This is a genomic window from Allobosea sp. P1_B10, from assembly GCF_056406735.1.
On record NZ_JBFTZP010000014.1, the window covers coordinates 50,503 to 73,763 of the forward strand.

Consider the following 23,261-nt stretch of genomic DNA (forward strand, 5'->3'; position numbering starts at 1 on the left):
TGCCATCGCTGCTGCAAAACAACGGGGGAAGCGAAACATGGGCAAGCGCGTGACGAATGCGACGGCGGCAGCCGTTGCGGCGATCGAAAGCGCAGCCGCCGGCCTCTCCGGCCCGATGCCGGCCGAGTTCCCGCGCCTGCTCTACGGACGCGCGGTCGCAGAGGATCTGGAAGCGCTTCCCGCCGATCTGCTCGCCCAGGCTGCGTCTGCCGCTTATGACCATCTGGTCGAGCCGCGCCCGCCCGAGACGATCAACCTGCGCTTTCGCGACGACAGCTTCAGCGTCGGCGGACGCGACCGCCAGATCACGATTCTCGAGGTCGTCAACGACAACAAGCCCTTCCTGCTCGATTCGACCCTGGCGGAACTCGCCGACCAGGGCTACGAGCCGCGCCTCGTCGCCCATCCCATTCTTGCTGTGGCGCGCGACGCATCGGGCAAGTTCGTCTCCCTTGCGGGAGAGGCTGCCGGCCGGGCGCCTGAAGGCACCCGTCGCGAGAGCCTGATCCATATCCATCTCGACCGGATCGATACGCCCGAGGCGCGCGACCGACTACGGACCGGGCTGGAGCGCGTCTATGGCGATGTCGGCCTTGCGGTCGAGGACTGGGCCGCGATGCGCGGGCGCATCACCGAGGTGATCCAGGCCTATCGCTCGAACCCGCCGCCGCTGCCCGAGGACGAGGTTGCCGAGGCCCTGCAATTCCTCGAATGGATCGCCGGCGACAATTTCACCCTGCTCGGCATCCGCGCCTATCGCTTCCCCGGCGGCGACGCTGCGGCCGACCCGATCGACGGATCCGGCCTGGGCATCCTGCGCGACCCCTCCGTGCGCGTGCTGCGCAAGAACCGCGAAATGGTGGTGACGACGCCGGAGATCCGAGCGTTCCTCGCCAAGCCGCAGGCGCTGATCATCACCAAGGCCAACGTCAAGAGCCGCGTCCACCGCCGTGTCCATCTCGACTATGTCGGGGTGAAGCTGTTCACCCCGGACGGGCGCCTCGACGGCGAGTTGCGCATCGTCGGCCTGCTGACCTCCAACGCCTATACCGGCAGCGCCCGCTCGATTCCCTATCTGCGCCTCAAGGTCGCCCGCGTCGCCAAGGCCACTGGCTTCGACGCGGCGAGCTATTCCGGGCGGGCCCTGCTCAACGTGCTCGACGCGTTTCCGCGCGACGAACTCTTCCAGATCGATGCCGGCACGCTGGAGAGCTTTGCGCTCGACATCCTGCAACTGACCGAGCGCCCGCGCATCCGCGCGCTGCCCCGCGTGGATGAGTTCGACCGCTTCGTCTCGATCCTGGTCTTCATCCCGAAGGACCGCTACGATACCCAGGTGCGCGCCCGCGTCGGCGAGTTCCTGGCGCGGATCTATCAGGGGCGCCTGTCGGCGGCGTACCCCGCCTATCCCGACGGCCCGCTCGCCCGCACCCATTACATCGTCGGGCGCGACGAGGGCAAAACCCCGCGCATCGACCGCGCCACGCTCGAGGCCGGGATTGCGGCCATCGTCCAGACCTGGGGAGACGGGCTCAAGGACGTGCTCGACCAGGAGAAGGCCGGCCCCTCGGCCCGCGCCTTGGCCGAGCGTTATGCGGAAGCCTTCGGCGCCGCCTATCGCGAGCGCTTCTCGGCCAGCGACGCGTTGGTGGACATCGAGATGCTGCAGCAGCTGACGCCGGACCGTCCGCGCGCCGTCAACCTTTACCGCCGCAAGGGAGACCCGGAGACCCGGGCCAACCTCAAGGTGTTTTCGCGCGGCGCTGCGATCTCGCTTTCGGCGCGCGTGCCGCTGCTCGAGAACATGGGCTTCCGCGTCGTCAACGAGCGCACCTACGACATCATGCCGCAATCGTCGGGCCCGGACTCCGAGACCGCGCGCGTCTGGCTTCACGACATGACGCTGGAACGTGCCGATGACGGCGCCATCGACGTCGAACGCCTCGACCCCGCGATCGAAGCCGCGCTGATGGCGCAGTTCCGTGGCCTGTCGGAATCAGACCGCTTCGACCAGCTCGTCCTCGCCGCAGGCCTCGCCTGGCGCGAGGCGGCGTTGCTGCGCGCGCTCGGCCGCTATCTCAGGCAGGTCGGCGCGCCCTATGCCCAGGACTACATCGCCGACGCCCTGACCCGCCATCCCGACATCGCCTCGGGCCTCGTCGCCTATTTCGTCGCCAAGTTCGATCCGCGGCTCGGCGATGCCGACCGCGATCGAAAGGCATCGGCCGCGCGCGAGCGGATCGAGACCGCGCTCGACGCCGTCACCAGCCTCGACGAGGACCGCATCCTGCGCCGCCTGGTCAATCTGGTCGACGCAGGCTTGCGCACCAACTTCTTCCAGATCGGGCCGGACGGGCATCCGCGCGGCACGATCTCGATGAAATACGATTGTGCAAAGGTGGACTCACTGCCCTTGCCGCGCCCGCTCTACGAGATCTTCGTCTATTCGCCGCGCGTCGAAGGCGTGCATATGCGCTTCGGCAAGGTGGCGCGCGGCGGCTTGCGCTGGTCCGACCGGCCGCAGGATTTCCGCACCGAGGTGCTGGGCCTGGTCAAGGCGCAGCAGGTCAAGAACGCCGTCATCGTGCCCGTCGGCGCCAAGGGCGGCTTTGTGCCAAAACTCTTGCCGCCTCCGGGCGACAGGCAGGCCTGGCTCGCGGAAGGCACCGAGAGCTACCGCATCTTCATCCGCACTTTGCTCGAGCTCACCGACAATCTCGACGGCGAGGTCGTGGTCCCTCCGGCCGATACGGTTCGGCATGACGGTGACGACCCCTATCTCGTCGTCGCCGCCGATAAGGGCACCGCAACCTTCTCCGACACCGCCAACGCGCTCTCGTTAGAGAAGCACCACTGGCTCGGCGATGCTTTTGCCTCGGGCGGCAGCCAAGGCTACGACCACAAGGCCATGGGCATCACCGCGCGTGGCGCCTGGGAGGCGGTAAAACGGCATTTCCGCGAAGTCGACATCGACATCCAGACAACGCCCTTCACGGTTGCCGGCGTCGGCGACATGTCGGGCGACGTTTTTGGCAACGGCATGCTGCTCTCGCCTGCGATCAAGCTGGTCGCCGCCTTCGACCACCGCGACATCTTCCTCGACCCCGATCCCGATTGCGCGAAATCGCTGGCCGAGCGTCAGCGCCTGTTTGCTCTCGCGCGATCCTCCTGGGCCGATTACGACAAGTCGCTGATCTCTGCCGGCGGCGGCATTTTCTCGCGCCAGTCCAAAAGCATTCCGCTGTCGCAGCGCGTTCGGGAGTCGCTCGATCTCGACAAGGCGGAGGTCGCGCCGCAGGAGCTGATGACGGCGATCCTGAAGGCGCGTGTCGATCTGCTCTGGTTCGGCGGCATCGGCACCTATATCCGCGCCTCCGATGAGAGCGACGCCGAGGTCGGCGACCGTGCCAATGACGCGATCCGGATCGCCGGCAGCGATATCCGGGCGCGCGTCGTCGGCGAAGGTGCCAATCTCGGCGCGACCCAGCGCGGCCGCATCGAGGCGGCGCGCAAGGGCGTCAGGCTCAACACCGACGCGATCGACAACTCCGCCGGCGTCAACACCTCCGACGTCGAGGTCAACATCAAGATCGCGCTCGCCGAGCCCGTGAAGGATGGCCGCCTCGCCGAGGACGACCGCAACGCGTTGCTCGCAACGATGACCGACGAGGTCGGCCTGCTGGTCCTGCGCAACAATTATCTGCAGACGCTGGCGCTCTCGCTCACGGAAGCGCAGGGACCGGCCGCGACGCCCGGCCTGCGCCGACTGATGCAATCGCTGGAGGCCGAGGGCCGCCTCGACCGCACGGTCGAGTACCTCCCCAGCGACGCCATCCTCGCCGAGCGCGAGAAGCGCGGCGAGGGCCTGACTAGGCCCGAACTGGCGGTGCTGCTGGCCTATGCCAAGCTCGCCTTGCACGACGCGCTGCTGGACTCGCCGATCCCCGACGATCTCTATCTCAACGGCGAACTGGTGCGTTACTTCCCTCGCGCGCTGCGCGACGGCTACGCAGCCGACATCGCCGCACACAAGCTGCGCCGCGAAATCGTCGCCACGCAGCTTGCCAATGCGATCATCAATCGCGGCGGGCCGGCCATCGTCACCGCGCTGGCCGACCAGACCCGCGCCGAGGCCCCGGCCATTGCCGCAGCCTACGCCATCGCCCGCGATTCCTTCGACCTGATCGCCCTCAACGGCGCCATCGATGCGCTCGATGCGCAGGTTCCGGGCAAGACCCAGCTCGGCCTCTACGCCGCAGCGCAGGCCCTGGTCAGCGACCGCATGAGCTGGTTCCTGCGTCGGGACGTCGCCAAGCCGGGCTCGATCGAGCAGACCGTTGCGCACTACGCCCGTGGAGTCTCCGAACTCGCGGGCGAACTCGACAAGCTGCTGCCCGAAGCCGCCGCGCAGGCGCGGCTCGCGCGCATCGCTGTGCTCGTCGCCGACGGTGTCCCGGAGGCTCTCGCCGCACGGGTCGCGAGCCTTCCTGCCCTAGCCGAGGCGACCGACATCGTCGATATCGCCGAGCGCACCGGGCGCAGCATCGCAGAGGTCGCGCGGATTCATTTCGGAGTCGATTCGGTCTTCGGTCTGTCGGGCCTCGGGGGCTCGGCTGCCGCCGTGCCTGCCACCGACGATTACGAGCGCCTGGCGCGCGACCGCGCAGTCGAGACGCTGGACGACGCCCATTCCGGCCTGACCCAGGAGATCGCGGCGGCCAGCAATGGCGCCGGCACGCTCGAAAGCTGGCTCGAACAGCGCGGCATAGAAGCAGACAGGACCCGCAGCACTGTCCAGGCCATCGCCCTGTCGGGCCTGTCGCTGCCGAAGCTGATGGTGGCGGCCGGCATGCTCGCCGACCTGCCCCGCAAATCATCCTGAACCGAAGCTGGAAGACATGACCCAGACCCAAAGCGGCGAGACCCGCATCGACCCGAAACTGCTCGAGATCCTGGTCTGCCCGGTGACCAAGGGCACGCTCGAATACGACGCCGCCAAGCAGGAGCTGATCAGCCGCGCGGCGAAGCTGGCCTATCCGATCCGCGACGGCATCCCGATCATGCTGCCGGAAGAAGCACGGCAATTGGAGGGCTGACACCCCTCCACGTCATTGCGAGCGTAGCGAAGCAATTCAGACTCGGAGCGCTATGCCTCTGGGTTGCTTGCCTTCGCTCTCAATGACGATTCTGCTTAGAGCGCCTCGCCGCGGAGCAGACGCGGCGTGGTGCCGGCAAGCCCTGCAGCCTCGCGGATGAAGAAGCGCTTCAGCCCGGGCAGGCGGTCGACGAGGCCGAGCCCGAGGTCGCGCGCCAGGCGCAGCGGCGTGGCGTCGTTGGAGAACAGCCGGTTGAGGCCGTCCGTGACGGCGCCCATCGCGACGGTATCGAAGCGCCGCGCCCGTTCGTAATCCTCGAGCACGTCGAGGCCGCCGATATCGATTCCGAGCCGGGCCGCGTCGACGATCGCCTCGGCCAGGGCCGCGACATCTTTCAGCCCGAGATTGAGCCCCTGGCCCGCGATCGGATGGATGACATGCGCGGCGTCGCCGAGCAGGGCCAGCCTCTCACCGACGAAACGACGCGCCACGCCAAAGCTCAGCGGGTAGGCTCCGACGGTGCTTTCCAGCGCGATTTCGCCAAGTTCCAGTCCGAAGCGCCGCTCGATTTCGTCGCGCAGGTCGCTCTCGTCAAGCGACAGCAGCGCCGGCACGCTCTCGGTCGCCTCCGTCCAGACGATAGAGGAACGATGGCCGAGCTTGCCGCCGTCGCTGAGCGGCAGGATCGCAAACGGCCCCGCCGGCAGGAAATGTTCGACGGCGCGGCCATCATGCGGACGCTCATGGCTCAGTGTCGCCACCAGACCCGACTGCGCATAGGACCAGCCGACCCAGCCGATGCCCGCCTGCTCGCGCAGCTTCGAGCGCGCCCCATCGGCCGCGACCAGCAGCGCCGCATCGAGACGCTCGCCGCCGGCGAACTGCAGCGCGATCCCGGCCTCGTCGCTCTCGAATCGGCGCACGCCCTCCGGACGCAGGACGACGCCCGCCCCGCGGCAGGCGTCGAGCAGGCTCGACAGCAGCAGCGCATTCTCGACCATGTGGGCGAACGGCTTCCCGGGCTCGACTTCACCGTCGAAGGTCAGGAACACCGGGCGCACCAGGTCCGAGCCGCGACTGTCGGTCACGACCATCTCGAGCATCGGCTGCGCGCTCTTGGCGACCGCCTGCCAGATGCCCAGCGCCTCGAGCATGGCCTGCGCCCCGGCAGCGACCGCATAAGCACGACTGTCCTGGCGCGGCGCGGCCAGCAGCGCGGGATCGGCGAGCACGATCGCGAAGCCCGCGCCGAGCGCTTGTTTCAGCGCGAGCGCCAGGGACAGGCCGGCGATGCCGCCGCCCGCGATCACGATCCGGTTGCGGGCCAAGCCCGGTCCAGCAGCCATATCCAAACCACTCCCTGGGCAGCTGTCCTGACACGGACAGCGGCTTGACGACGCGCGACCTCTCGGTGCTGATGCAGCATAGCCTGTCACAGCGCCTGCCCGAAGAGCCCTCCGAACATGTCACAGATCAGCGACTCCCTGATGTCGATTCTCGACCTCGAGCCGCTCGAACGCAATCTGTTCCGGGGTCGCAGCCCCAAGATCGGCTGGCAGCGCGTCTTCGGCGGGCAGGTCATCGGCCAGGCGCTCTTTGCAGCCTGCAAGACCGTCGAGAACCGCCAGCCGCACTCGCTTCACGCCTATTTCCTGCTGCCGGGCGATCCCGAGATCCCGATCGTCTACGAGGTTGAGCGCCTGCGGGATGGGCGCTCCTTCACCACCCGGCGCGTGCTGGCGATCCAGCGTGGCGAGGCGATCTTCGCCATGTCGGTCTCGTTCCAGGTCGCGGAGGAAGGCTACGAGCATCAGATGCCGATGCCCGACGTGCCGATGCCCGAGGACCTGCCCGATCGCGAGGAGATGAAGCGCAGCATCCTGCCGCATATGCCGAAGCTCGTGCGCGCCTATTACGAGCGCGAAAGACCCATCGAGATCCGGCCCGTAGAACTCCGGCGCTACGCCGCCGGCGGCAAGATGGAGCCGAAGTTCAACGTCTGGATCAAGGCGATGCAGCCCTTGCCGGACGATCCCGCGATCCACCAGAGCGTGCTCGCCTATGCCTCCGACCTGATGCTGCTCGATTCTAGCCTCATCGCCCATGGCCTCAGCGTGTTCGACACGAAGATCCAGGGGGCGAGCCTCGACCACGCGCTCTGGTTCCACCGGCCCTTCCGCGCCGACGAATGGCTGCTCTACTCCCAGGACAGCCCGTCGACCTCCGGCGCGCGCGGTTTTGCGCGCGGGCTGGTCTTCGACCGGGAGGGCAGGCTCGTCGCCTCAGTGGCCCAGGAGGGTCTGATCAGGCCCCGTCCCGACCGCGCCTGAGCCGCACGCGCCGCGCTCACGCGTTAGCCATCTGCCCAAAAATTAATCAGCCCTCGGCTGCATCTCCGCTCGGGCGGGCATGATCGGGCATTTCGCCCGGTTTCGCGCCCGCGCGGCAGTTGGCACGCCGCTTGAATTGCGTTGCGACGACGCGCTGCGGGATCGCAGGGCGCGCGCAGCGCAACGAGATCGCCGGGGCTGACTTCCGGGCGGCGTAAACGGGGAAACCCTAAAATGAAAATCGTGATGGCTATCATCAAGCCGTTCAAGCTGGAGGAGGTGCGCGACGGGCTCACCGCCATCGGCGTGCACGGCCTGACCGTGACAGAGGTGAAGGGCTATGGCCGGCAGAAGGGCCATACCGAGATCTATCGTGGCGCCGAATACGCCGTGAGCTTCCTGCCAAAGATCAAGATCGAGGTCGCGGTGTCCGACGAACTCGTCGGCAAGGTCATCGAGGCGATCACCGCCGCCGCCCGCACCGGCCAGATCGGTGACGGCAAGATCTTCGTCTCGTCGATCGAGAAAGCCGTGCGCATCCGCACCGGCGAGACCGACGGCGACGCCCTCTGAGCCCCCGATCTTCAGGAGTTTCCAACGATGAGTTTCAAGAATGTCCTGCGGGCCGGATCGCCGGCTCTCGCACTCACTGCCGCCTTGGCCTCTCTGGCTGCCAGCACAGGTTCGGCCCTCGCCCAGGCGGCCGCCACCCCGACCCCGACGCTGAACAGCGGTGACACCGCCTGGATGATCGTCTCGACCGTCCTGGTCCTGCTGATGATCGTTCCCGCTCTCGCCTTGTTCTACGGCGGCCTCGTGCGCTCCAAGAACATGCTCTCGGTCCTGACGCAGGTCCTGTGCGTCGCCTGCATGACCATGGTCATCTGGGTCATCTACGGTTACAGCCTCGCCTTCACCGGCGGCGGTTCGCTGACCAGCTTCATCGGTGGCTTCTCGAAGGCCTTCCTCGCCGGCGTCACCCATGAGACGATCACCAGCGGCGGAATTCCGGAATACGTCTTCCTCGGCTTCCAGATGACCTTTGCCGCGATCACCCCGGCCCTGATCGTTGGCGGCTTCGCCGAGCGCACCAAATTCTCCGCCGTCATGCTGTTCATGCTGCTCTGGGTGACCTTCGTCTATTACCCGATGGCCCACATGGTCTGGCATGAGGACGGCTACCTGATGAAGCTCGGCGCACTCGACTTCGCCGGCGGCACGGTCGTCCACATCAATGCCGGCATCGCGGCCCTGGTCGGCGCCTACATGATCGGCAAGCGCATCGGCTATCGCAAGGAGCTCATGGCCCCGCACTCGCTGACCCTGACCTATGTCGGCGGCGCGCTGCTCTGGGTCGGCTGGTTCGGCTTCAATGCCGGCTCTGCCCTGACCGCAGGCCCCGTCGCCGCCCTGGCCCTGGTCAACACCCTGGTCGCGACCGCGGCGGCTGCGCTCGGCTGGCTATTCATCGAATGGATGGTCAAGGGCAAGCCCTCGCTGCTCGGCAGCATCTCCGGCGTCATCGCGGGCCTTGTCGCGATCACCCCGGCGGCCGGCCTGGTCGGCCCGATCGGCGCGATCGTGCTCGGCGCCGTGGGTGGCATCGTCTCCTTCTACTTCTGCACCACCGTCAAGACCGCGCTGGGATATGATGACACCGCCGACGTCTTCGGCGTCCACGGCGTCGCCGGCATCATCGGCTCGATCGGCACCGGCATCTTCGTCTCGCCTGCTCTCGGCGGCGTCGGTGTCGCCGACTACGCCATGGGCGCCCAGGTCTGGAAGCAGTTCGTCGCTGTCGCTATTGCCGTCGTCTGGTGCGGTATCGGCTCGTTCATCCTGTTCAAGATCGTCGATGTGATCGTCGGCCTGCGCGTCACCCCCGACGAGGAGCGCGAGGGTCTCGACATCGCCGAGCATGGCGAGCGCGCCTACAACATGTGAGATCGCGCTGCGGTTCACGCGAAACACCCCCGGCGGGCGACCGCCGGGGTTTTTTCATGCCCTCGGCCCGGCGCCCCGACCGGGCCCCGCAAGGTTAAGCAGGTCTTAACCTCGGCTTCATAACGTGATCAGACAGGCCGGACCGTCCGGTCGCACGTCAAAACGTCACGGCACCTTGCATGCGCACCACCCGACGCTCCACTTCGCTGATGGACCGCCTGCCCGATCCGGTGCGGGAGTTCCTGTCGCGTCGCGCGACGGAGCTGACCGGGCTCGGCCTGCTCACCATCATGGCCGCAGTCGCGCTGGCGCTCGCCACCTGGTCCGTCGATGATCCCAGCATCAACAACGCGACCAGCGGGGCCCTGAAGAACTGGCTGGGCCGGCCCGGCGCCATGGTCGCCGACCTGCTGATGCAATTGATCGGGCTCGGCGTCATCGCGCTGCTCTTCCCGCCGGCCGTCTGGGCGCTGCGCCTGATCCGCGTGCACCTGTTCGACCGTGGCGCGCTGAAGCTCGGCCTCTGGGTGGTCGGCGTCGTCGCCACGTCCGCCGTGGCCAGCGCGCTGCCCGCAACGCCACGCTGGCCGCTCCCGACCGGCATGGGCGGCGTCATCGGCGACGGGCTGCTGTTCGGAACCCGCAACATCGCCGGCATCGCAGGCAATGCGCTCGGCGGCCTCGTCGGCTTCATCTATGCCGGCATCGCGATCCTGGCGATCACAGCCGCAGCCGGCTTCGGCTTCGTCCATGACGACGATCCGATCAACGAGGCCGAGACCGGCGACGAATCCTGGAGCGAGACCGAGGAACGCCGCGACGACGAGCCGGGCATCGCAGTCATCCTGATCGGCTGGCTCGCCCACGGCGCCATGGCGCTGCGCGGCATGATCCTGCGCCGCCTGCCCCATGCCCCGGAGCCGCTCGCCAGCACCGGGCCGGCAGGCACCCCAGAACAGAGCGCCGGACGCGTCCGGCGCGAGCCGCAATTCAACGACGCGCCGCGGGCGACCGCGCCGGTGCCGCCCTTCGCGCCGGAACCTCTGCCCGGCGCGCGCGGCCAGCGTCCCGCACCCGTCGGCGATGGCTTCGAGGACGACGAGGAGCCGCAGGACCTGCGCGATCTCAACGCGCCGCGCGTCACCGCCCCGCCGATCGCACCGAAGCCCGGCAAGCGCATCCAGCGCGAGGCCCAACCCTCGCTGCTCGACCGCGACCAGTTCGAGCTCCCGCCGCTGACCTATCTGTCCGAGCCCAAGAAGATCCAGGCCAACACGGTCTCGACCGACGCGCTCGAGCAGAACGCCACGCTGCTCGAAGGCGTTCTCGAGGATTTTGGCGTGCGCGGCGAGATCACGCAGGTGCGCCCCGGCCCCGTGGTCACGCTCTACGAGCTCGAGCCCGCTCCAGGTACAAAATCCTCCCGCGTGATCTCATTGGCCGACGACATCGCGCGCTCGATGAGCGCCATCGCGGCCCGTGTCGCGGTGATTCCCGGCAAGAACGCGATCGGCATCGAGCTGCCCAATGCCAAGCGCGAGACCGTCTTCCTGCGCGAGCTCTTGGCGAGCCAGGACTTCGAGAGTTCCAAGCACAAGCTGGCGCTCGGGCTGGGCAAGACGATCGGCGGCGAGCCGATGATCGTCGATCTCGCCCGGATGCCGCATTTGCTCGTCGCCGGCACCACCGGTTCAGGCAAGTCGGTGGCGATCAACACCATGATCCTGTCGCTGCTCTACCGGCTCACGCCCGAACAGTGCCGCCTGATCATGGTCGATCCCAAAATGCTGGAACTGTCGGTCTATGACGGCATCCCGCATCTCCTCACCCCCGTCGTGACCGACCCGAAGAAGGCCGTCGTGGCGCTGAAATGGGCGGTGCGGGAGATGGAGGAGCGCTACAAGAAGATGTCGAAGCTGGCGGTGCGCAACATCGACGGCTTCAATGCCCGTGTCGGCGAGGCCAAGGCTGCCGGCGAGATCATCACCCGCACGGTGCAGACCGGCTTCGACAAGCACAGTGGCGAGGCGATCTACGAGGAAGAGGTCATGGACCTCGAGCCCTTGCCCTACATCGTCGTCATCGTCGACGAGATGGCCGATCTGATGATGGTCGCCGGCAAGGAGATCGAAGGCACCATCCAGCGTCTCGCCCAGATGGCACGCGCGGCCGGCATCCATGTTGTGCTCGCCACCCAGCGCCCCTCGGTCGATGTCATCACCGGCACGATCAAGGCGAACTTCCCGACCCGGATCTCCTTCCAGGTCACCTCGAAGATCGACTCGCGCACCATCCTGGGCGAGCAGGGCGCCGAGCAGCTCTTGGGCCAGGGCGACATGCTCTACATGGCTGGTGGCGGCCGCATCACCCGCGTCCACGGCCCCTTCGTCTCGGACGCCGAGGTCGAGAAGGTGGTGGCCCATCTCAAGACCCAAGGCCGGCCGCAATATCTCGAGGCCGTCACCTCGGAAGAGGAGCCGGCGGGCGAGGGCGAGGACGGCGCCGTCTTCGACAAGAGCGCGATGGGCCAGGCCGAAAGCGACGACCCCTACGAGCAGGCGGTTGCGGTCGTGCTGCGCGACAAGAAGGCCTCGACCTCCTACATCCAGCGCCGCCTCCAGATCGGCTACAACCGCGCCGCCTCGATCATGGAGCGGATGGAGAACGAGGGCATCGTCGGCCCCGCCAACCATGCCGGCAAGCGCGAGATCCTTGTCGAGGCCAGCCACGCCCGCGAGGATGAGGACTAACCTGCGGGTGCAGCGCCATGGCGCGGACCGCAGCCGGTCCTCAAATTGCCATGACGCTGCTGCAACCTGCGGGTACTCGACGCGTTGCCAGACAGGTGATGCGATTTCATGATTGCATACCTATCTAGATTCGCATGATCCCGGCCTCGACGGCTGAAACCACTGGAGCTTCATGCTCATGACACGCCACTTCACGCTGCGGGCCTCGATCAGCACGCTCGCTGTGCTCGGCTTTGCGGTGACGGCAGGCGGGCTTTCCGCGCAGCCCTTGAATTTGCAGCCTTCCAAGCAGGCCATCGCAGCCGCGTCCAAGCCTGCCGCCCGCGCGACACGTCTGCCGCCTGTCCGCCCGCAAGGCCTGGGCCTGCCGCGCCTCGCCTCGGCCGAGACCGTCCCTGCAGCACCTGCCAGCCTTCCCGGCCCGGTCCGGACGGCGTCTGCCGACCCGGTTCGCATCGCCGAGGCCCCGGCCAAGCCGGTGCGCCCGAGCGCGCCGCTCTCCCAGTCGGAAGCCGTCGAGAAGCTCAACTCCTATTTCAACGGCTTTTCCAACCTGCAGGGCGATTTCATCCAGTTTTCGCCCAATGGCCAGCGCGTCGAGGGCAAGCTCTATATCCAGCGTCCCGGCAAGATGCGCTTCGACTATCATGCCCCCGTCACCACCGAGGTCATCGCAGACGGCACCTCGGTTGCGATCCGCGACAAGAAGCTCGCGACCCAGGACCTCTACTCCATCGGCCAGACGCCACTGAAGTTCCTGGTCAAGGAGCGCATGAACCTGGCCAAGGATTCCTACGTAACCGGCGCCACCACGAAGGGTGACATTCTCTCGGTCACGATCGAGGACCGCTCGACTCTCGGCGGGACATCGAAGATCACCCTGAACTATGACCTCGCCGCCAATACCCTGCGGCAATGGGTCGTCGTCGATCCCCAGGGCTATGAGACATCCGTGTCGCTCTACAATCTCGACACCCAGCGCCGCCCGGATCCCAAGAATTTCGTGATCAACTACGAGCGGGTGCTCTGAGGGATTCCATCCGCCATCGCTGTGCGAGGGCTACGAGGTCGTCCAATCTTTCTCGGTCGACCTGAACGGCTTGGCCGAGCGCCATGACGATGCGTGCTTGCTTTTCCGTGCGCCGCGAACCAGTTTCCGGCACCCGCCGTCCGGAAAGCTCTCGTGAAACTCACCGTTACCAGCTGGAACATCAATTCCGTCCGCCTACGCATCGGCATGGTCTCGGACTACCTGACGGCGCATGCGCCCGACGTCCTGTGTTTGCAGGAGACCAAGACGCCAGACGAGCAGTTTCCGGCAAAAGCCTTCGAGAAGCTGGGCTATATCCATCAGGCCTTCATTGGCCAGAAGGGCTATAACGGCGTTGCCATCGTCTCCAAGCTGCCCTTCAGCGAGAAGGACGCCATGGCGATGTGCGGCAAGAACGATGCCCGCCACATGACCGCCGTGCTCGACACCGGTGCGGGCGCCGCCGCCGGCATCGCCATCCATAATTTCTACATCCCCGCCGGCGGCGACATTCCCGACCCCGAGAAGAACGTGAAGTTCGCGCACAAGCTCGCCTTCCTGGACGAGATCGGAGCCTGGGGCATTGCCAAGAAGCCGACGGACCGACCCTCCATCCTGCTCGGGGACCTCAATATTGCCCCCTATGAGCACGACGTCTGGAGCCACAAGCAACTGCTTGACGTGGTCAGCCACACGCCCATCGAAACCACCACGCTGGAACGCCTGCGCAGCGAGCTCGGCTGGACCGACGCGGCGCGCGCGCTGCGGCCCGAGCCCGAGAAACTCTACAGCTGGTGGAGTTATCGGGCCGCCGACTGGCGGGCCTCCAATCGCGGCCGCAGGCTCGACCACATCTGGCTCTCGGACGGACTCAAACCGACCCTTCGCGACGTGACGTTCCTGAGCGAGGCGCGCAGCTGGGAGCGCCCCTCGGACCATGTCCCGGTGACGGTGACACTGGAGCTCTAAGGCTCCTGCCCGCGCTCAGCTGCGGTCGATGGCGTCGAGGCGCTGCTTGACCTGGCCGAGTTCGCCGACAAAGGCGCGCAGCCGCTCCGCCACGACATCGGCGATCGCCTGCGCGGATTCGGGAAACTCGGTCAGCACGCGCCGCATCACGCTGCGTGACAGCCGCATGATCTGCGTGGGTTCGCGCGCAACCGCGGTGACCGGACGCTTCACCGAGGTGAACAGGGCAAGCTCGCCCAGCAGCGTGCCGGGGCCGGCGATCTCGTCGGCCGGCTGCCCGTCATCGCCGCTCGTCAGCGCGATCGCGCCAGAAATCACCAGGATCGCGCCGTCGGAGTTCTCGCCGCCACGGAACAGCACGTCGCCGGCCCGCAGCGTGCGGCTGTCGGCGGCAAACGCCACCAGCCGCAGCGCATCCCGTTCCATCAGGCTCAGCAGGGGCTGCCGGGCCAACAGGGCGATGTCGTTGTCTAGCGCCATGATCTCTAGGGGTTGAGGCGGTAGCCGCCCGCATCCGTGACAAGCAGCCTTGCATTGGCCGGGTCGGGCTCGATCTTCTGGCGCAGCCGGTAGATGTGGGTTTCGAGCGTATGCGTCGTGACCTGGCTGTTATAGCCCCAGACTTCCTGCAGCAGTATTTCGCGCGCGATCGGCTTGCGGCCGGCGCGGTACAGGAACCGCAGGATCGCCGTCTCCTTCTCGGTCAGCTTGGTCTTCGAGCCCTTTTCGCTGACGAGCAGCTTCGAACCCGGGTGGAAGGTGTATGGCCCTACCTGGAAAACCGCGTCCTCGCTCGCCTCGTATTGCCGCAGATGGGCCCTGATGCGCGCCAGCAGCACTGCAAACTTGAACGGCTTCACGACATAGTCGTTGGCCCCGGCCTCCAGGCCGAGCACCGTGTCGGCGTCCGAGCCCTGGCCGGTCAGCATGATCACAGGGCTCTTGAAGCCGTTCTTGCGCATCATCTTGACGGCTTCGCGACCGTCCATGTCGGGCAGGCCGACATCCATCACGGTGAGATCGATACGCTCGGCCTGGACAGCCTTGACCGCGCCGGTCGCTGTTTCCGCGGTCGAGATCTTGAACTCGTCATAGAGCGCGAGCTGCTCGGCGAGAGCCTCGCGCAATGTCTGGTCGTCGTCGACAAGCAGGATATGATGGACGGCGGACATGAACGGGTCATTTTGTATAATTGCTCGGTCTGGCACCATGAGCCCGGCGAATCACGACTGCAAGTCACGCAAGATGGAATTCCCGTGAGAATAGTTGAACCTGCGGTCGCAGCCCGGTCATTTCGCCAGAAGCCGGGGCTCAAGACCCTGCGCGTCGTCCGCTCGGTGCATGACCGGAGCAAGGGGTTCCTGGTCGCGGGTGGGGCCGTATTTCCCTGCGCGCTCGGCCGGGGCGGTATCGTGGTCGACAAGCGCGAGGGCGATGGCGGCACGCCACGCACCCGCCTGCCGCTACGCAGCGTGTTCTACCGGGCCGACAGGCTGCCACGCCCGCGTACGCTCCTGCCCGTGCGGGTCATCAAGCCGCGCGACGCCTGGTGCGACGATAGTGGCGACCGCCGCTACAACCGACTGATCGACCGTCCGCCAGGCGAGGCCGAGGAGCGCCTGACCCGCGACGACCATCTCTACGATGTCATTGTCGAACTCGGCTGGAACGACCGGCCGGTGATGCGCGGCCGCGGCAGTGCCATCTTCTGGCACCTCGCCCGGCAGGGTTTCACGCCGACAGCGGGCTGCGTCGCCGTCAGGAGCCATGTCTTCTCGAAGATCCTGCCCCGGCTGGCGCGCCATTGCGCCATTCTGGTCAGATAGCGGGAGATCGGCTAGAAACTGTGCCGGGCACCGTCTCAATCGACACCATGGATCGGCCGACAGGATGCGGGCACCGTCTCGCGCCATCGCGCCGCTCCCAGGCGAGACATCACAATGACCGAAACGACCGCTTCACGAATCCGCTTCGGGCGGATCGCCGCCATGCTGCCTGTCGGCGACATCGCCCGAGCACAGGCATTCTATGTCGGTACGCTCGGCTTCACCAAGACCTTCGAGAACGGCGACCCCGTCGGCTTCATGATCCTGAGGAAGGGCGAGGCCGAGCTGCATCTGACGCTCCAGCCCGGCCACAAGCCGGCGCCCTTCAACGTCGCGCATATGATGGTCGAGGAGATCGACGCTTTCCACGCCGTGATCCGGGCGCGGGGCCTGCGCATCGTCAAGGGCCTGCGCGACAAGGATTACGGCCTGCGCGCCTTCGTCTTCGAAGATCCGGATGGCAACCGCATCGATGTCGGCGAGCCCCTGAAGCGGTAGTCCGCTCGCTCCCCGTCAAAGCGAGCGCAAGCAAGCAATCCAGACGAACAGAGCGCGAAGCTCCACTGGATGGCCTGGCAGCGCTCGCAGTGACGCGTGGCTCGTCAGCCTCGCGCGCCAAAAATCGCGCTGCCGACGCGGACATGTGTCGCGCCGAGCTGGATGGCGGCCTCGTAATCGGCGCTCATGCCCATCGAAAGCCCAGCCAGGCCATGCCGCGCCGCGATCTTGGCGAGCAGCGCAAAATGAGGCGAGGGCGGTTCGTCGGCCGGCGGGATGCACATCAGGCCGCTGACCACCAGGCCATGCCGCACGCGACAAGCCTCGAGGAAGGCGTCGACCTCGCGGGGGCTGATGCCGCCCTTTTGTGGCTCATCGCCGGTGTTGACCTGGACGAACAGGGTAGGCGCCTTGCCGACGCGGCCGATCTCCCGCGAAAGCTCCTTGGCAAGGCTGTCGCGGTCGAGCGAATGGATGGCATCGAACAGTTCGACGGCCTCGCGCGCCTTGTTGGATTGCAGGGGCCCGATCATGTGGACCTCGACATCCGGGAAGCGCTGCCGCAGCGCCGGCCATTTGGCCTTCGCCTCCTGAACGTAGTTCTCGCCGAAGACGCGCTGCCCGGCTTCGAGCGCCGGCACGATGGCCTCCTCCGGCATGGTCTTGGAGACCGCGATGAGGGTGACCGACTCCGGCTCGCGCTCGAAATCGCGCGCCATGCGGGCAATCGCAGCCTTCGTCTCGGCCAAACGCATAACCGTATCGCTCATGGTAGTCCCTTCATGCCCGCAGCGACGTTGACCGCGTGGCCTCAATGGTGTCCTAGTCCGGCAAACTCCAATCATGCAAGAATTGCCCGCGATCATGGCTGTCGAACGTTACAACCCCAAGGAATCAGAGCCGAAATGGCGCCGCGTCTGGGATGAGCGCAAGCTCTTCGAGACCCGCAACGACGACACCCGGCCAAGCTACTACGTCCTCGAGATGTTTCCCTACCCTTCGGGTCGCATCCATATGGGCCATGTTCGCAACTATGCGATGGGCGACGTGGTCGCGCGCTACAAGCGCGCCAAGGGCTTTGCGGTTCTGCATCCGATGGGCTGGGATGCCTTTGGCCTGCCGGCCGAGAACGCCGCCAAGGCCAATAACGTCCATCCGCGCGAATGGACCTACGCCAATATCGCATCGATGCGGACGCAGTTGCAGTCCATGGGCCTCTCGCTGGACTGGAGCCGCGAGCTTGCGACCTGCGACCCCAGCTACTACCGCCACCAGCAGAAGCTCTTCCTGGACTTCCTGAAGGCCGGGCTGGTCGATCGCAAGACCGCGAAGGTCAACTGGGATCCCGTCGACGAGACCGTGCTCGCCAATGAACAGGTCATCGACGGCCGCGGCTGGCGCTCCGGCGCRCCCGTCGAGATCCGCGAGCTGACGCAGTGGTTCTTCAAGATCACCGCGTTCGGCCAGGAACTGCATGACGCCCTGGAAGGCCTGAACCGCTGGCCCGAAAAGGTGCGGCTGATGCAGAAGAACTGGATCGGCCGGTCGGAAGGCCTGTTGATTCGTTTCGCTCTCGAATCGAACGTCTTTGGCCAGAACGAACTCGAGATCTACACCACACGGCCCGACACGCTGTTCGGCGCAAAGTTCATGGCCGTGGCGCCCGACCATCCGCTCGCCAAGGCGGCGGCTGCCGACAATCCGGACCTGCAGGCCTTCATCGAGGAGTGCAAGAAGACAGGCACCGCGCAGGAGAACATCGACAAGGCCGAGAAGCTGGGCTTCGACACCGGCCTGCGTGCGGTGCATCCGCTTGATCCCTCTTGGACTTTGCCGGTCTACGTGGCCAATTTCATCCTGATGGAATACGGCACCGGCGCGATCTTCGGTTGCCCGGCGCATGACCAGCGCGACCTCGACTTCGTAAACAAGTATGGCCTGGGCAATACCCCCGTGGTCTGCCCCGAAGGCACCGATCCCGCGACCTTCGTGATCACCGACACCGCCTATACCGATGACGGCCGCATGATCAATTCGCGCTTCCTCGACGGAATGACCATTCCGGAGGCGAAAGAAGAAGTCGCCCGCCGCCTTGAGTCCGAGACCCGCGGCAATGCGCCGGTCGGCACACGAAAAGTCAATTTCCGCCTGCGCGACTGGGGCGTCTCGCGCCAGCGCTACTGGGGATGCCCGATCCCGGTGATCCACTGCGCCGACTGCGGCACGGTGCCGGTTCCCGATGCCGATCTGCCGGTCGAACTCCCCGACGACGTCTCCTTCGAGCGCCCCGGCAACCCGCTCGACCACCACCCAACCTGGAAGCACGTCGCGTGCCCGCATTGCGGCAAGGATGCGCGGCGCGAGACCGACACGATGGATACGTTCGTCGATTCATCCTGGTATTTCGCGCGCTTCACCGATCCCTGGCGGACGGAAAGCCCGACGGATCGCGCGGTCGTCGACCGCTTCCTGCCCGTCGACCAGTATATCGGCGGCGTCGAGCACGCGATCCTGCACCTGCTCTATTCGCGCTTCTTCACCCGCGCCATGAAGGCGACGGGCCATGCCGGTCTGGACGAGCCTTTTGCGGGCCTGTTCACCCAGGGCATGGTTGTGCACGAGACCTATCGAGCGCAGGACGGTACGTGGGTGGAGCCGGGCGATGTTCGCATCGAGGCTGTCGGCGCCGAGCGTCGCGGATTCCATGTCGACACCGACGCCCCGATCGACATCGGTGCGATCGAGAAGATGTCGAAGTCGAAGAAGAATGTCGTCGATCCCGACGACATCATCGCCTCCTACGGCGCCGACACCGCGCGCTGGTTCATGCTCTCGGACTCGCCGCCCGATCGTGACGTGATCTGGACCGATGAAGGCGTCCAGGGCGCCGCCCGCTTCGTCCAGCGCATCTGGCGACTGGTCGGTGAGATCGCCGATCGCACCGGCAACGCCGCAAACCTGCCCGCTGCATTCGACGAACCTGCTCTGACCCTGCGCCGCGCCAGCCACCGCGCCCTGCACGCGGTCGGCGCCGATATCGAGCGTCTCGGCTTCAACCGCTGCGTCGCGCATATCTACACGCTGACCAACGCGATCGGCAAAGCGCTGGATGCCGCCGCCGAGGAAGCAGCCCTTGCGCCCGATGTGGCCTACGCGCTGCACGAATCCGCCATCATCGTCACGCAACTTATCGCACCGATGATGCCGCATCTTGCCGAATCCTGCTGGGAAGCGCTGGGCCAGTCTGGGCTAGCCGGCGAGGCCGCCTGGCCGGTCGCGGACGAGACGCTGCTCAAGGACGACAGCATCGTCCTGCCGGTCCAGGTGAACGGCAAGAAGCGCGCGGAGGTGACTGTGCCCGCCGATGCCGATACCGTGGCCGTCGAGGCCATCGTGCGTGCCACGGAGGCCGTGACCCGGACGTTGGATGGTCGTGCGATCCGCAAGATCATCGTCGTTCCCGGGAGGATCGTGAATGTCGTCGTCTGAGGCGCCCAGCCGGAGTTTGCCGATGCCTGTTTCCCGACGCTCGCTCCTGGCATCGGCCCTGTTCGCGGCGTCGCTGGCCGGCGGATGCATGCAGCCACTCTATGGCGAAGGAACCACCAGCACGATCGGCGGTAATGTCCGCACCGCGCTGAAAGGCGTCGAGATCCCCGAGATGAAGGGGCTGATCGGCCACTACCTGCGCAATGAACTCGTCTTCGAGCTTGATGGCGGCGGCGATGCGGACGCGCAGAAGCGGCTGCGCCTTGACGCGAACATCACCGAATCGATCGAGGTCGTGACCGTCGATTACGCCAGCGGCCGCGCCGATTCGGCCGTGCTCATCGCAACCGTGACCTGGTCGGTGAAGCGCATCGACAACGGCCAGGTCGTGGCCTCAAGCACCAGCGTCGTTCGCGCGCCCTATGAGCGGTCCTCTCAGCGTTTTGCCACGGTTCGCGCCGCGCGTGACGCCCAGATCCGGGCCGCCAAGGCCCTGGCCGAACGTATCAAGGGTCAGCTCTCCGCAGACCTCGTCGCCGGCTGAGGCCGGGCGAAGCCATGGCCTCAATCAAGGCTCACGAGGCAGACCGGGCGCTGGCCAAGCCGGACCCGGCCTGGCGGCTTTTCCTGATCTACGGCCCCGATGCGGGGCTCGTATCCGAGCGCGCCTCGGCACTTGCCAAGGCAAATGTCGACGACGCCGGCGACGCCTTCCAACTCGTGCGGATGAGTGGCGACGAGATCGCCGCGGACCCGCTGAAGCTTGTCGACGAAGCCAACACGATAGGCCTGTTCGGCGGCCGCCGCGCAATACGCGTCTCACCCACCGGCAAGCCGCTTGCCTCAGCCGTAGAGCCGCTGCTGGCAACCCCTTCGCGCGATGCGATCGTGATTGTGGAGGCTGGCGACCTGCAGCGCAGCAATCCCCTGCGGGTGGCCTGCGAGAAGGCGCGCACAGCCTTGGCTGTGCCCTGCTACAGCGACGGCGCCCGCGACCTCGGCGGGCTTGTCGACGAGATGGTCCGCTCGGCCGGAAAGACCATCGATCGCAGCAGCCGCGACCAACTCACAGAGCTCCTCGGCGGCGATCGCCAGACTTCGCGCCGCGAAGTGGAGAAGCTCCTGCTTTATGTGGGGAGCGATCCCTCCGTAACCGAAGCGCATATCAGTGCAGTCGTCGGTGACACCGCGCAACGCGAACAGGCGGCGCTTGTCGACGCCGTCTTCTCCGGCAAGCTGCCCGTTCTCGATCTGGCCTTCGCCAAGCTGACCAGCGAAGGCCTCGACACCGGGGTGATGCTGGGAGCTCTGCTCCGTCAGGCCCTTGCGTTCCTCAAGGCGCGCCAGGCCGTCGATGGCGGGCGCAGCGTGCGCGATGCCGTCTCGTCGATGCGGCTGCCCTATCCCCGCATCGCCGCGACCGAAGCCGCGCTATCGGTCTGGACAACGCCGAAACTCACCGAAGCCGTCAATGTCGTTGGAACCGCGATAGCCGCCGTCAGGCGCGACGGCGACATGGCAAGGCCGATCGCGTCGCGCGCGCTCTGGACGCTGGCGCGTATGGGTCGCGTCCCGCCAAGAGGCGGCAATTAGGCTTTCAGACGTCTGCACAGACCGTCGAGCTGTTCCAGGGTCTTGTAACCGATCTTGAGCTCGCCCGTTCCGTTGGGGCGGTGCTGTATCGACACAGAGAGCCCTAGCGCTTCCTCCAGTGCCTTTTCCAGGGCGCGGGTATCGGGATCCTTTTCGGGCTTCGGCTTGCTGGTGCCGCTCCTCGACTCGCCGCGAGACTCGTTTTGTACGATACGCTCGATGTCGCGAACGCTCAGACCCTCGGCGACAATCTTCTTGGCCATCAGTTCCGGTTCCGAAACTGAAAGCAAGGCACGGGCGTGACCGGCCGAAACCGTTCCGGCACTGACCATGTCACGTACCGGCTCCGGCAGCTTCGACAGGCGCAGCGTATTGGCGACATGGCTACGGCTCTTGCCGATGACGCGGGCCAGATCGTTCTGGGTATAGCTGAACTCGGCGATCAACCGCTCATACCCGGCCGATTCCTCGATCGCATTAAGGTCTGCACGCTGAACATTCTCGACGATGGCGATCTCGAGCGCCTGGCGATCGTCAGCCTCGACCAGAATGACCGGAACCTCGTGCAGGCCAGCCCGCTGCGACGCCCGCCAGCGTCGCTCGCCGGCGATGATCTCATAGGCATCGATCATTCCGCTGATCGAGCGGACGATGATGGGTTGCAGGACGCCGCGCTCGCGCACCGAGGCGGTCAGATCCTCGAGGTCATCCTCGACGAATGTCCGGCGTGGATTCTTGGGGTTGGGTCGCAGGAATTCGACTGGAACCCGGCGCTGGCCGCGGGCGCGGTCGATCGCTCCGATCTCCTCGCCGACATCGCCGATCAACGCCGCCAAGCCGCGGCCCAAGCGTGAGCGCCCCTGTTCTTCGGCCATGGCCATCCCCGTATTCCCTAAAACTGCGTCAGGCTGCGGCGCGCAGGGCGCGTTCGCGCTTGATGACTTCGGAGGCGAGCTTCAGATAGGCCTGCGAGCCCGAGCAGCGCAGGTCATAGAGCAGCGCCGGCTTACCGTAGGACGGCGCTTCGGAGACCCGCACATTGCGCGGGATCACGGTCTCATAGACCTTGTCGCCCAGGAACTCGCGAACATCGGCCATGACCTGGCCCGACAGGTTGTTGCGGGGGTCATACATCGTCAAAACCACGCCCTGGATGATCAGGCGCGGGTTCAGGCCGTTTCGCACCTGTTCTACCGTCTTGAGCAACTGGCTCAAACCTTCGAGCGCGAAGAACTCGCATTGCAGCGGCACCAACACGGCATCCGACGCGGTCATCGCGTTGATCGTGATCAGGCTGAGCGAAGGCGGGCAGTCGATCAGGATGTAGGTCAGGTCCGAGCAGCGCTGATCGTAGACCAGCTCGTCGATCGCATTCTTGAGGCGGTGCGCGCGATCCTTGGCGCTGGCGATCTCCAGCTCGACGCCAAGCAGGTCGAGCGTGGAGGGCGCCAGGAACAGGCCAGGCACTGCAGTCTCCTGCATGGCCAGCCCCAGCCCGACATCGCCACAGAGCACGTCATAAGTCGAGGAGCGGCGACTGCGACGGTCAACGCCGAGCCCGGTTGACGCGTTACCCTGCGGATCGAGATCGACGATAAGGACTTTCTCGCCGATCGCCGCCAGAGCCGTACCGAGGTTGATCGCCGTCGTCGTCTTGCCGACGCCGCCCTTCTGATTCGCGAGTGCCAGCACCCGCGGCCGACGCGGGACGGCAATTGGGGTAAGATCGGTCATGA

The 23,261-nt window shown here is 66.3% G+C and carries 19 protein-coding genes; 13 read left to right on the forward strand and 6 right to left on the reverse strand.

Annotated features, from left to right (window positions below):
* The first annotated feature begins 37 nt into the window (after window positions 1–37).
* Window positions 38–4,882, forward strand: a complete 4,845-nt coding sequence (locus AC1D2L_RS22015) for an NAD-glutamate dehydrogenase (protein ID WP_476848037.1) — start codon at window positions 38–40, stop codon at window positions 4,880–4,882.
* Window positions 4,883–4,898: 16 nt separating this feature from the next.
* Entirely contained in the window at window positions 4,899–5,096 is a 198-nt protein-coding gene (locus AC1D2L_RS22020; RefSeq protein WP_476848038.1) for a Trm112 family protein, read from the forward strand.
* A 95-nt stretch (window positions 5,097–5,191) separates the two neighbouring features.
* On the opposite strand, the gene AC1D2L_RS22025 is transcribed toward AC1D2L_RS22020, so the two are convergent.
* Entirely contained in the window at window positions 5,192–6,442 is a 1,251-nt protein-coding gene (locus AC1D2L_RS22025; protein WP_476848039.1) for a ubiquinone biosynthesis hydroxylase, read from the reverse strand.
* Between the two features lie 117 nt (window positions 6,443–6,559).
* Between AC1D2L_RS22025 and tesB the strand changes: the two genes are divergently transcribed.
* The 6 genes from tesB (at window position 6,560) to xth (ending at window position 14,119) form a co-directional block, all read left to right on the forward strand.
* The gene (gene tesB, locus AC1D2L_RS22030) at window positions 6,560–7,426 is read left to right on the forward strand and encodes an acyl-CoA thioesterase II (protein WP_476848040.1); all 867 of its coding nucleotides are present in this window, start codon (window positions 6,560–6,562) and stop codon (window positions 7,424–7,426) included.
* A gap of 234 nt (window positions 7,427–7,660) precedes the next feature.
* The gene (locus tag AC1D2L_RS22035; protein WP_054141588.1) at window positions 7,661–7,999 is read left to right on the forward strand and encodes a P-II family nitrogen regulator; all 339 of its coding nucleotides are present in this window, start codon (window positions 7,661–7,663) and stop codon (window positions 7,997–7,999) included.
* 27 nt (window positions 8,000–8,026) lie between these two features.
* Window positions 8,027–9,370: an ammonium transporter gene (locus AC1D2L_RS22040; RefSeq protein WP_476848041.1), complete on the forward strand. Its 1,344-nt coding sequence runs from the start codon at window positions 8,027–8,029 to the stop codon at window positions 9,368–9,370.
* Window positions 9,371–9,549: 179 nt separating this feature from the next.
* Window positions 9,550–12,120, forward strand: a complete 2,571-nt coding sequence (locus AC1D2L_RS22045; RefSeq protein ID WP_476848042.1) for a DNA translocase FtsK — start codon at window positions 9,550–9,552, stop codon at window positions 12,118–12,120.
* 178 nt (window positions 12,121–12,298) lie between these two features.
* Window positions 12,299–13,150 (forward strand): outer membrane lipoprotein carrier protein LolA, encoded by an 852-nt coding sequence (locus tag AC1D2L_RS22050; protein ID WP_476848043.1) that lies wholly within the window; start codon window positions 12,299–12,301, stop codon window positions 13,148–13,150.
* Window positions 13,151–13,303: 153 nt separating this feature from the next.
* On the forward strand, window positions 13,304–14,119 hold the full coding sequence (gene xth / locus AC1D2L_RS22055) for an exodeoxyribonuclease III (protein ID WP_476848044.1): 816 nt from the start codon (window positions 13,304–13,306) through the stop codon (window positions 14,117–14,119).
* 15 nt (window positions 14,120–14,134) lie between these two features.
* Here xth and AC1D2L_RS22060 read toward each other — a convergent pair whose 3' ends face one another.
* Window positions 14,135–14,599 (reverse strand): cyclic nucleotide-binding domain-containing protein, encoded by a 465-nt coding sequence (locus AC1D2L_RS22060; protein WP_476848045.1) that lies wholly within the window; start codon window positions 14,597–14,599, stop codon window positions 14,135–14,137.
* Between the two features lie 5 nt (window positions 14,600–14,604).
* On the reverse strand, window positions 14,605–15,291 hold the full coding sequence (locus tag AC1D2L_RS22065) for a response regulator transcription factor (protein WP_476848046.1): 687 nt from the start codon (window positions 15,289–15,291) through the stop codon (window positions 14,605–14,607).
* An 84-nt stretch (window positions 15,292–15,375) separates the two neighbouring features.
* On the opposite strand from AC1D2L_RS22065, the gene AC1D2L_RS22070 reads away from it, so the two are divergent.
* Together AC1D2L_RS22070 and AC1D2L_RS22075 are read left to right on the forward strand one after the other, a co-directional pair.
* Window positions 15,376–15,945, forward strand: a complete 570-nt coding sequence (locus AC1D2L_RS22070) for a L,D-transpeptidase family protein (RefSeq protein ID WP_476848047.1) — start codon at window positions 15,376–15,378, stop codon at window positions 15,943–15,945.
* A 114-nt stretch (window positions 15,946–16,059) separates the two neighbouring features.
* Window positions 16,060–16,443 carry a bleomycin resistance protein gene (locus tag AC1D2L_RS22075; RefSeq protein ID WP_476848048.1) on the forward strand — a complete coding sequence of 128 codons (384 nt, stop codon included), beginning with the start codon at window positions 16,060–16,062 and terminating at the stop codon, window positions 16,441–16,443.
* Between the two features lie 104 nt (window positions 16,444–16,547).
* Here AC1D2L_RS22075 and AC1D2L_RS22080 read toward each other — a convergent pair whose 3' ends face one another.
* The gene (locus AC1D2L_RS22080; RefSeq protein ID WP_476848049.1) at window positions 16,548–17,213 is read right to left on the reverse strand and encodes a YggS family pyridoxal phosphate-dependent enzyme; all 666 of its coding nucleotides are present in this window, start codon (window positions 17,211–17,213) and stop codon (window positions 16,548–16,550) included.
* Between the two features lie 94 nt (window positions 17,214–17,307).
* On the opposite strand from AC1D2L_RS22080, the gene leuS reads away from it, so the two are divergent.
* Genes leuS through holA form a run of 3 tightly spaced genes read left to right on the forward strand, consistent with a single transcriptional unit; the run spans window position 17,308 to window position 21,525 of the window.
* Window positions 17,308–19,932 carry a leucine--tRNA ligase gene (leuS, locus tag AC1D2L_RS22085; RefSeq protein ID WP_476848050.1) on the forward strand — a complete coding sequence of 875 codons (2,625 nt, stop codon included), beginning with the start codon at window positions 17,308–17,310 and terminating at the stop codon, window positions 19,930–19,932.
* 22 nt (window positions 19,933–19,954) lie between these two features.
* The gene (lptE, locus tag AC1D2L_RS22090) at window positions 19,955–20,476 is read left to right on the forward strand and encodes an LPS assembly lipoprotein LptE (RefSeq protein WP_476848051.1); all 522 of its coding nucleotides are present in this window, start codon (window positions 19,955–19,957) and stop codon (window positions 20,474–20,476) included.
* Window positions 20,477–20,490: 14 nt separating this feature from the next.
* Window positions 20,491–21,525 carry a DNA polymerase III subunit delta gene (gene holA / locus AC1D2L_RS22095; protein WP_476848052.1) on the forward strand — a complete coding sequence of 345 codons (1,035 nt, stop codon included), beginning with the start codon at window positions 20,491–20,493 and terminating at the stop codon, window positions 21,523–21,525.
* On the opposite strand, the gene AC1D2L_RS22100 is transcribed toward holA, so the two are convergent.
* Entirely contained in the window at window positions 21,522–22,400 is an 879-nt protein-coding gene (locus AC1D2L_RS22100) for a ParB/RepB/Spo0J family partition protein (RefSeq protein WP_476848053.1), read from the reverse strand. The genes holA and AC1D2L_RS22100 overlap by 4 nt on opposite strands.
* Window positions 22,401–22,428: 28 nt before the next feature.
* A complete protein-coding gene (locus tag AC1D2L_RS22105; protein WP_476848054.1) occupies window positions 22,429–23,259 on the reverse strand; it encodes a ParA family protein in 831 nt (276 codons plus the stop codon).
* Window positions 23,260–23,261 lie beyond the last annotated feature (2 nt).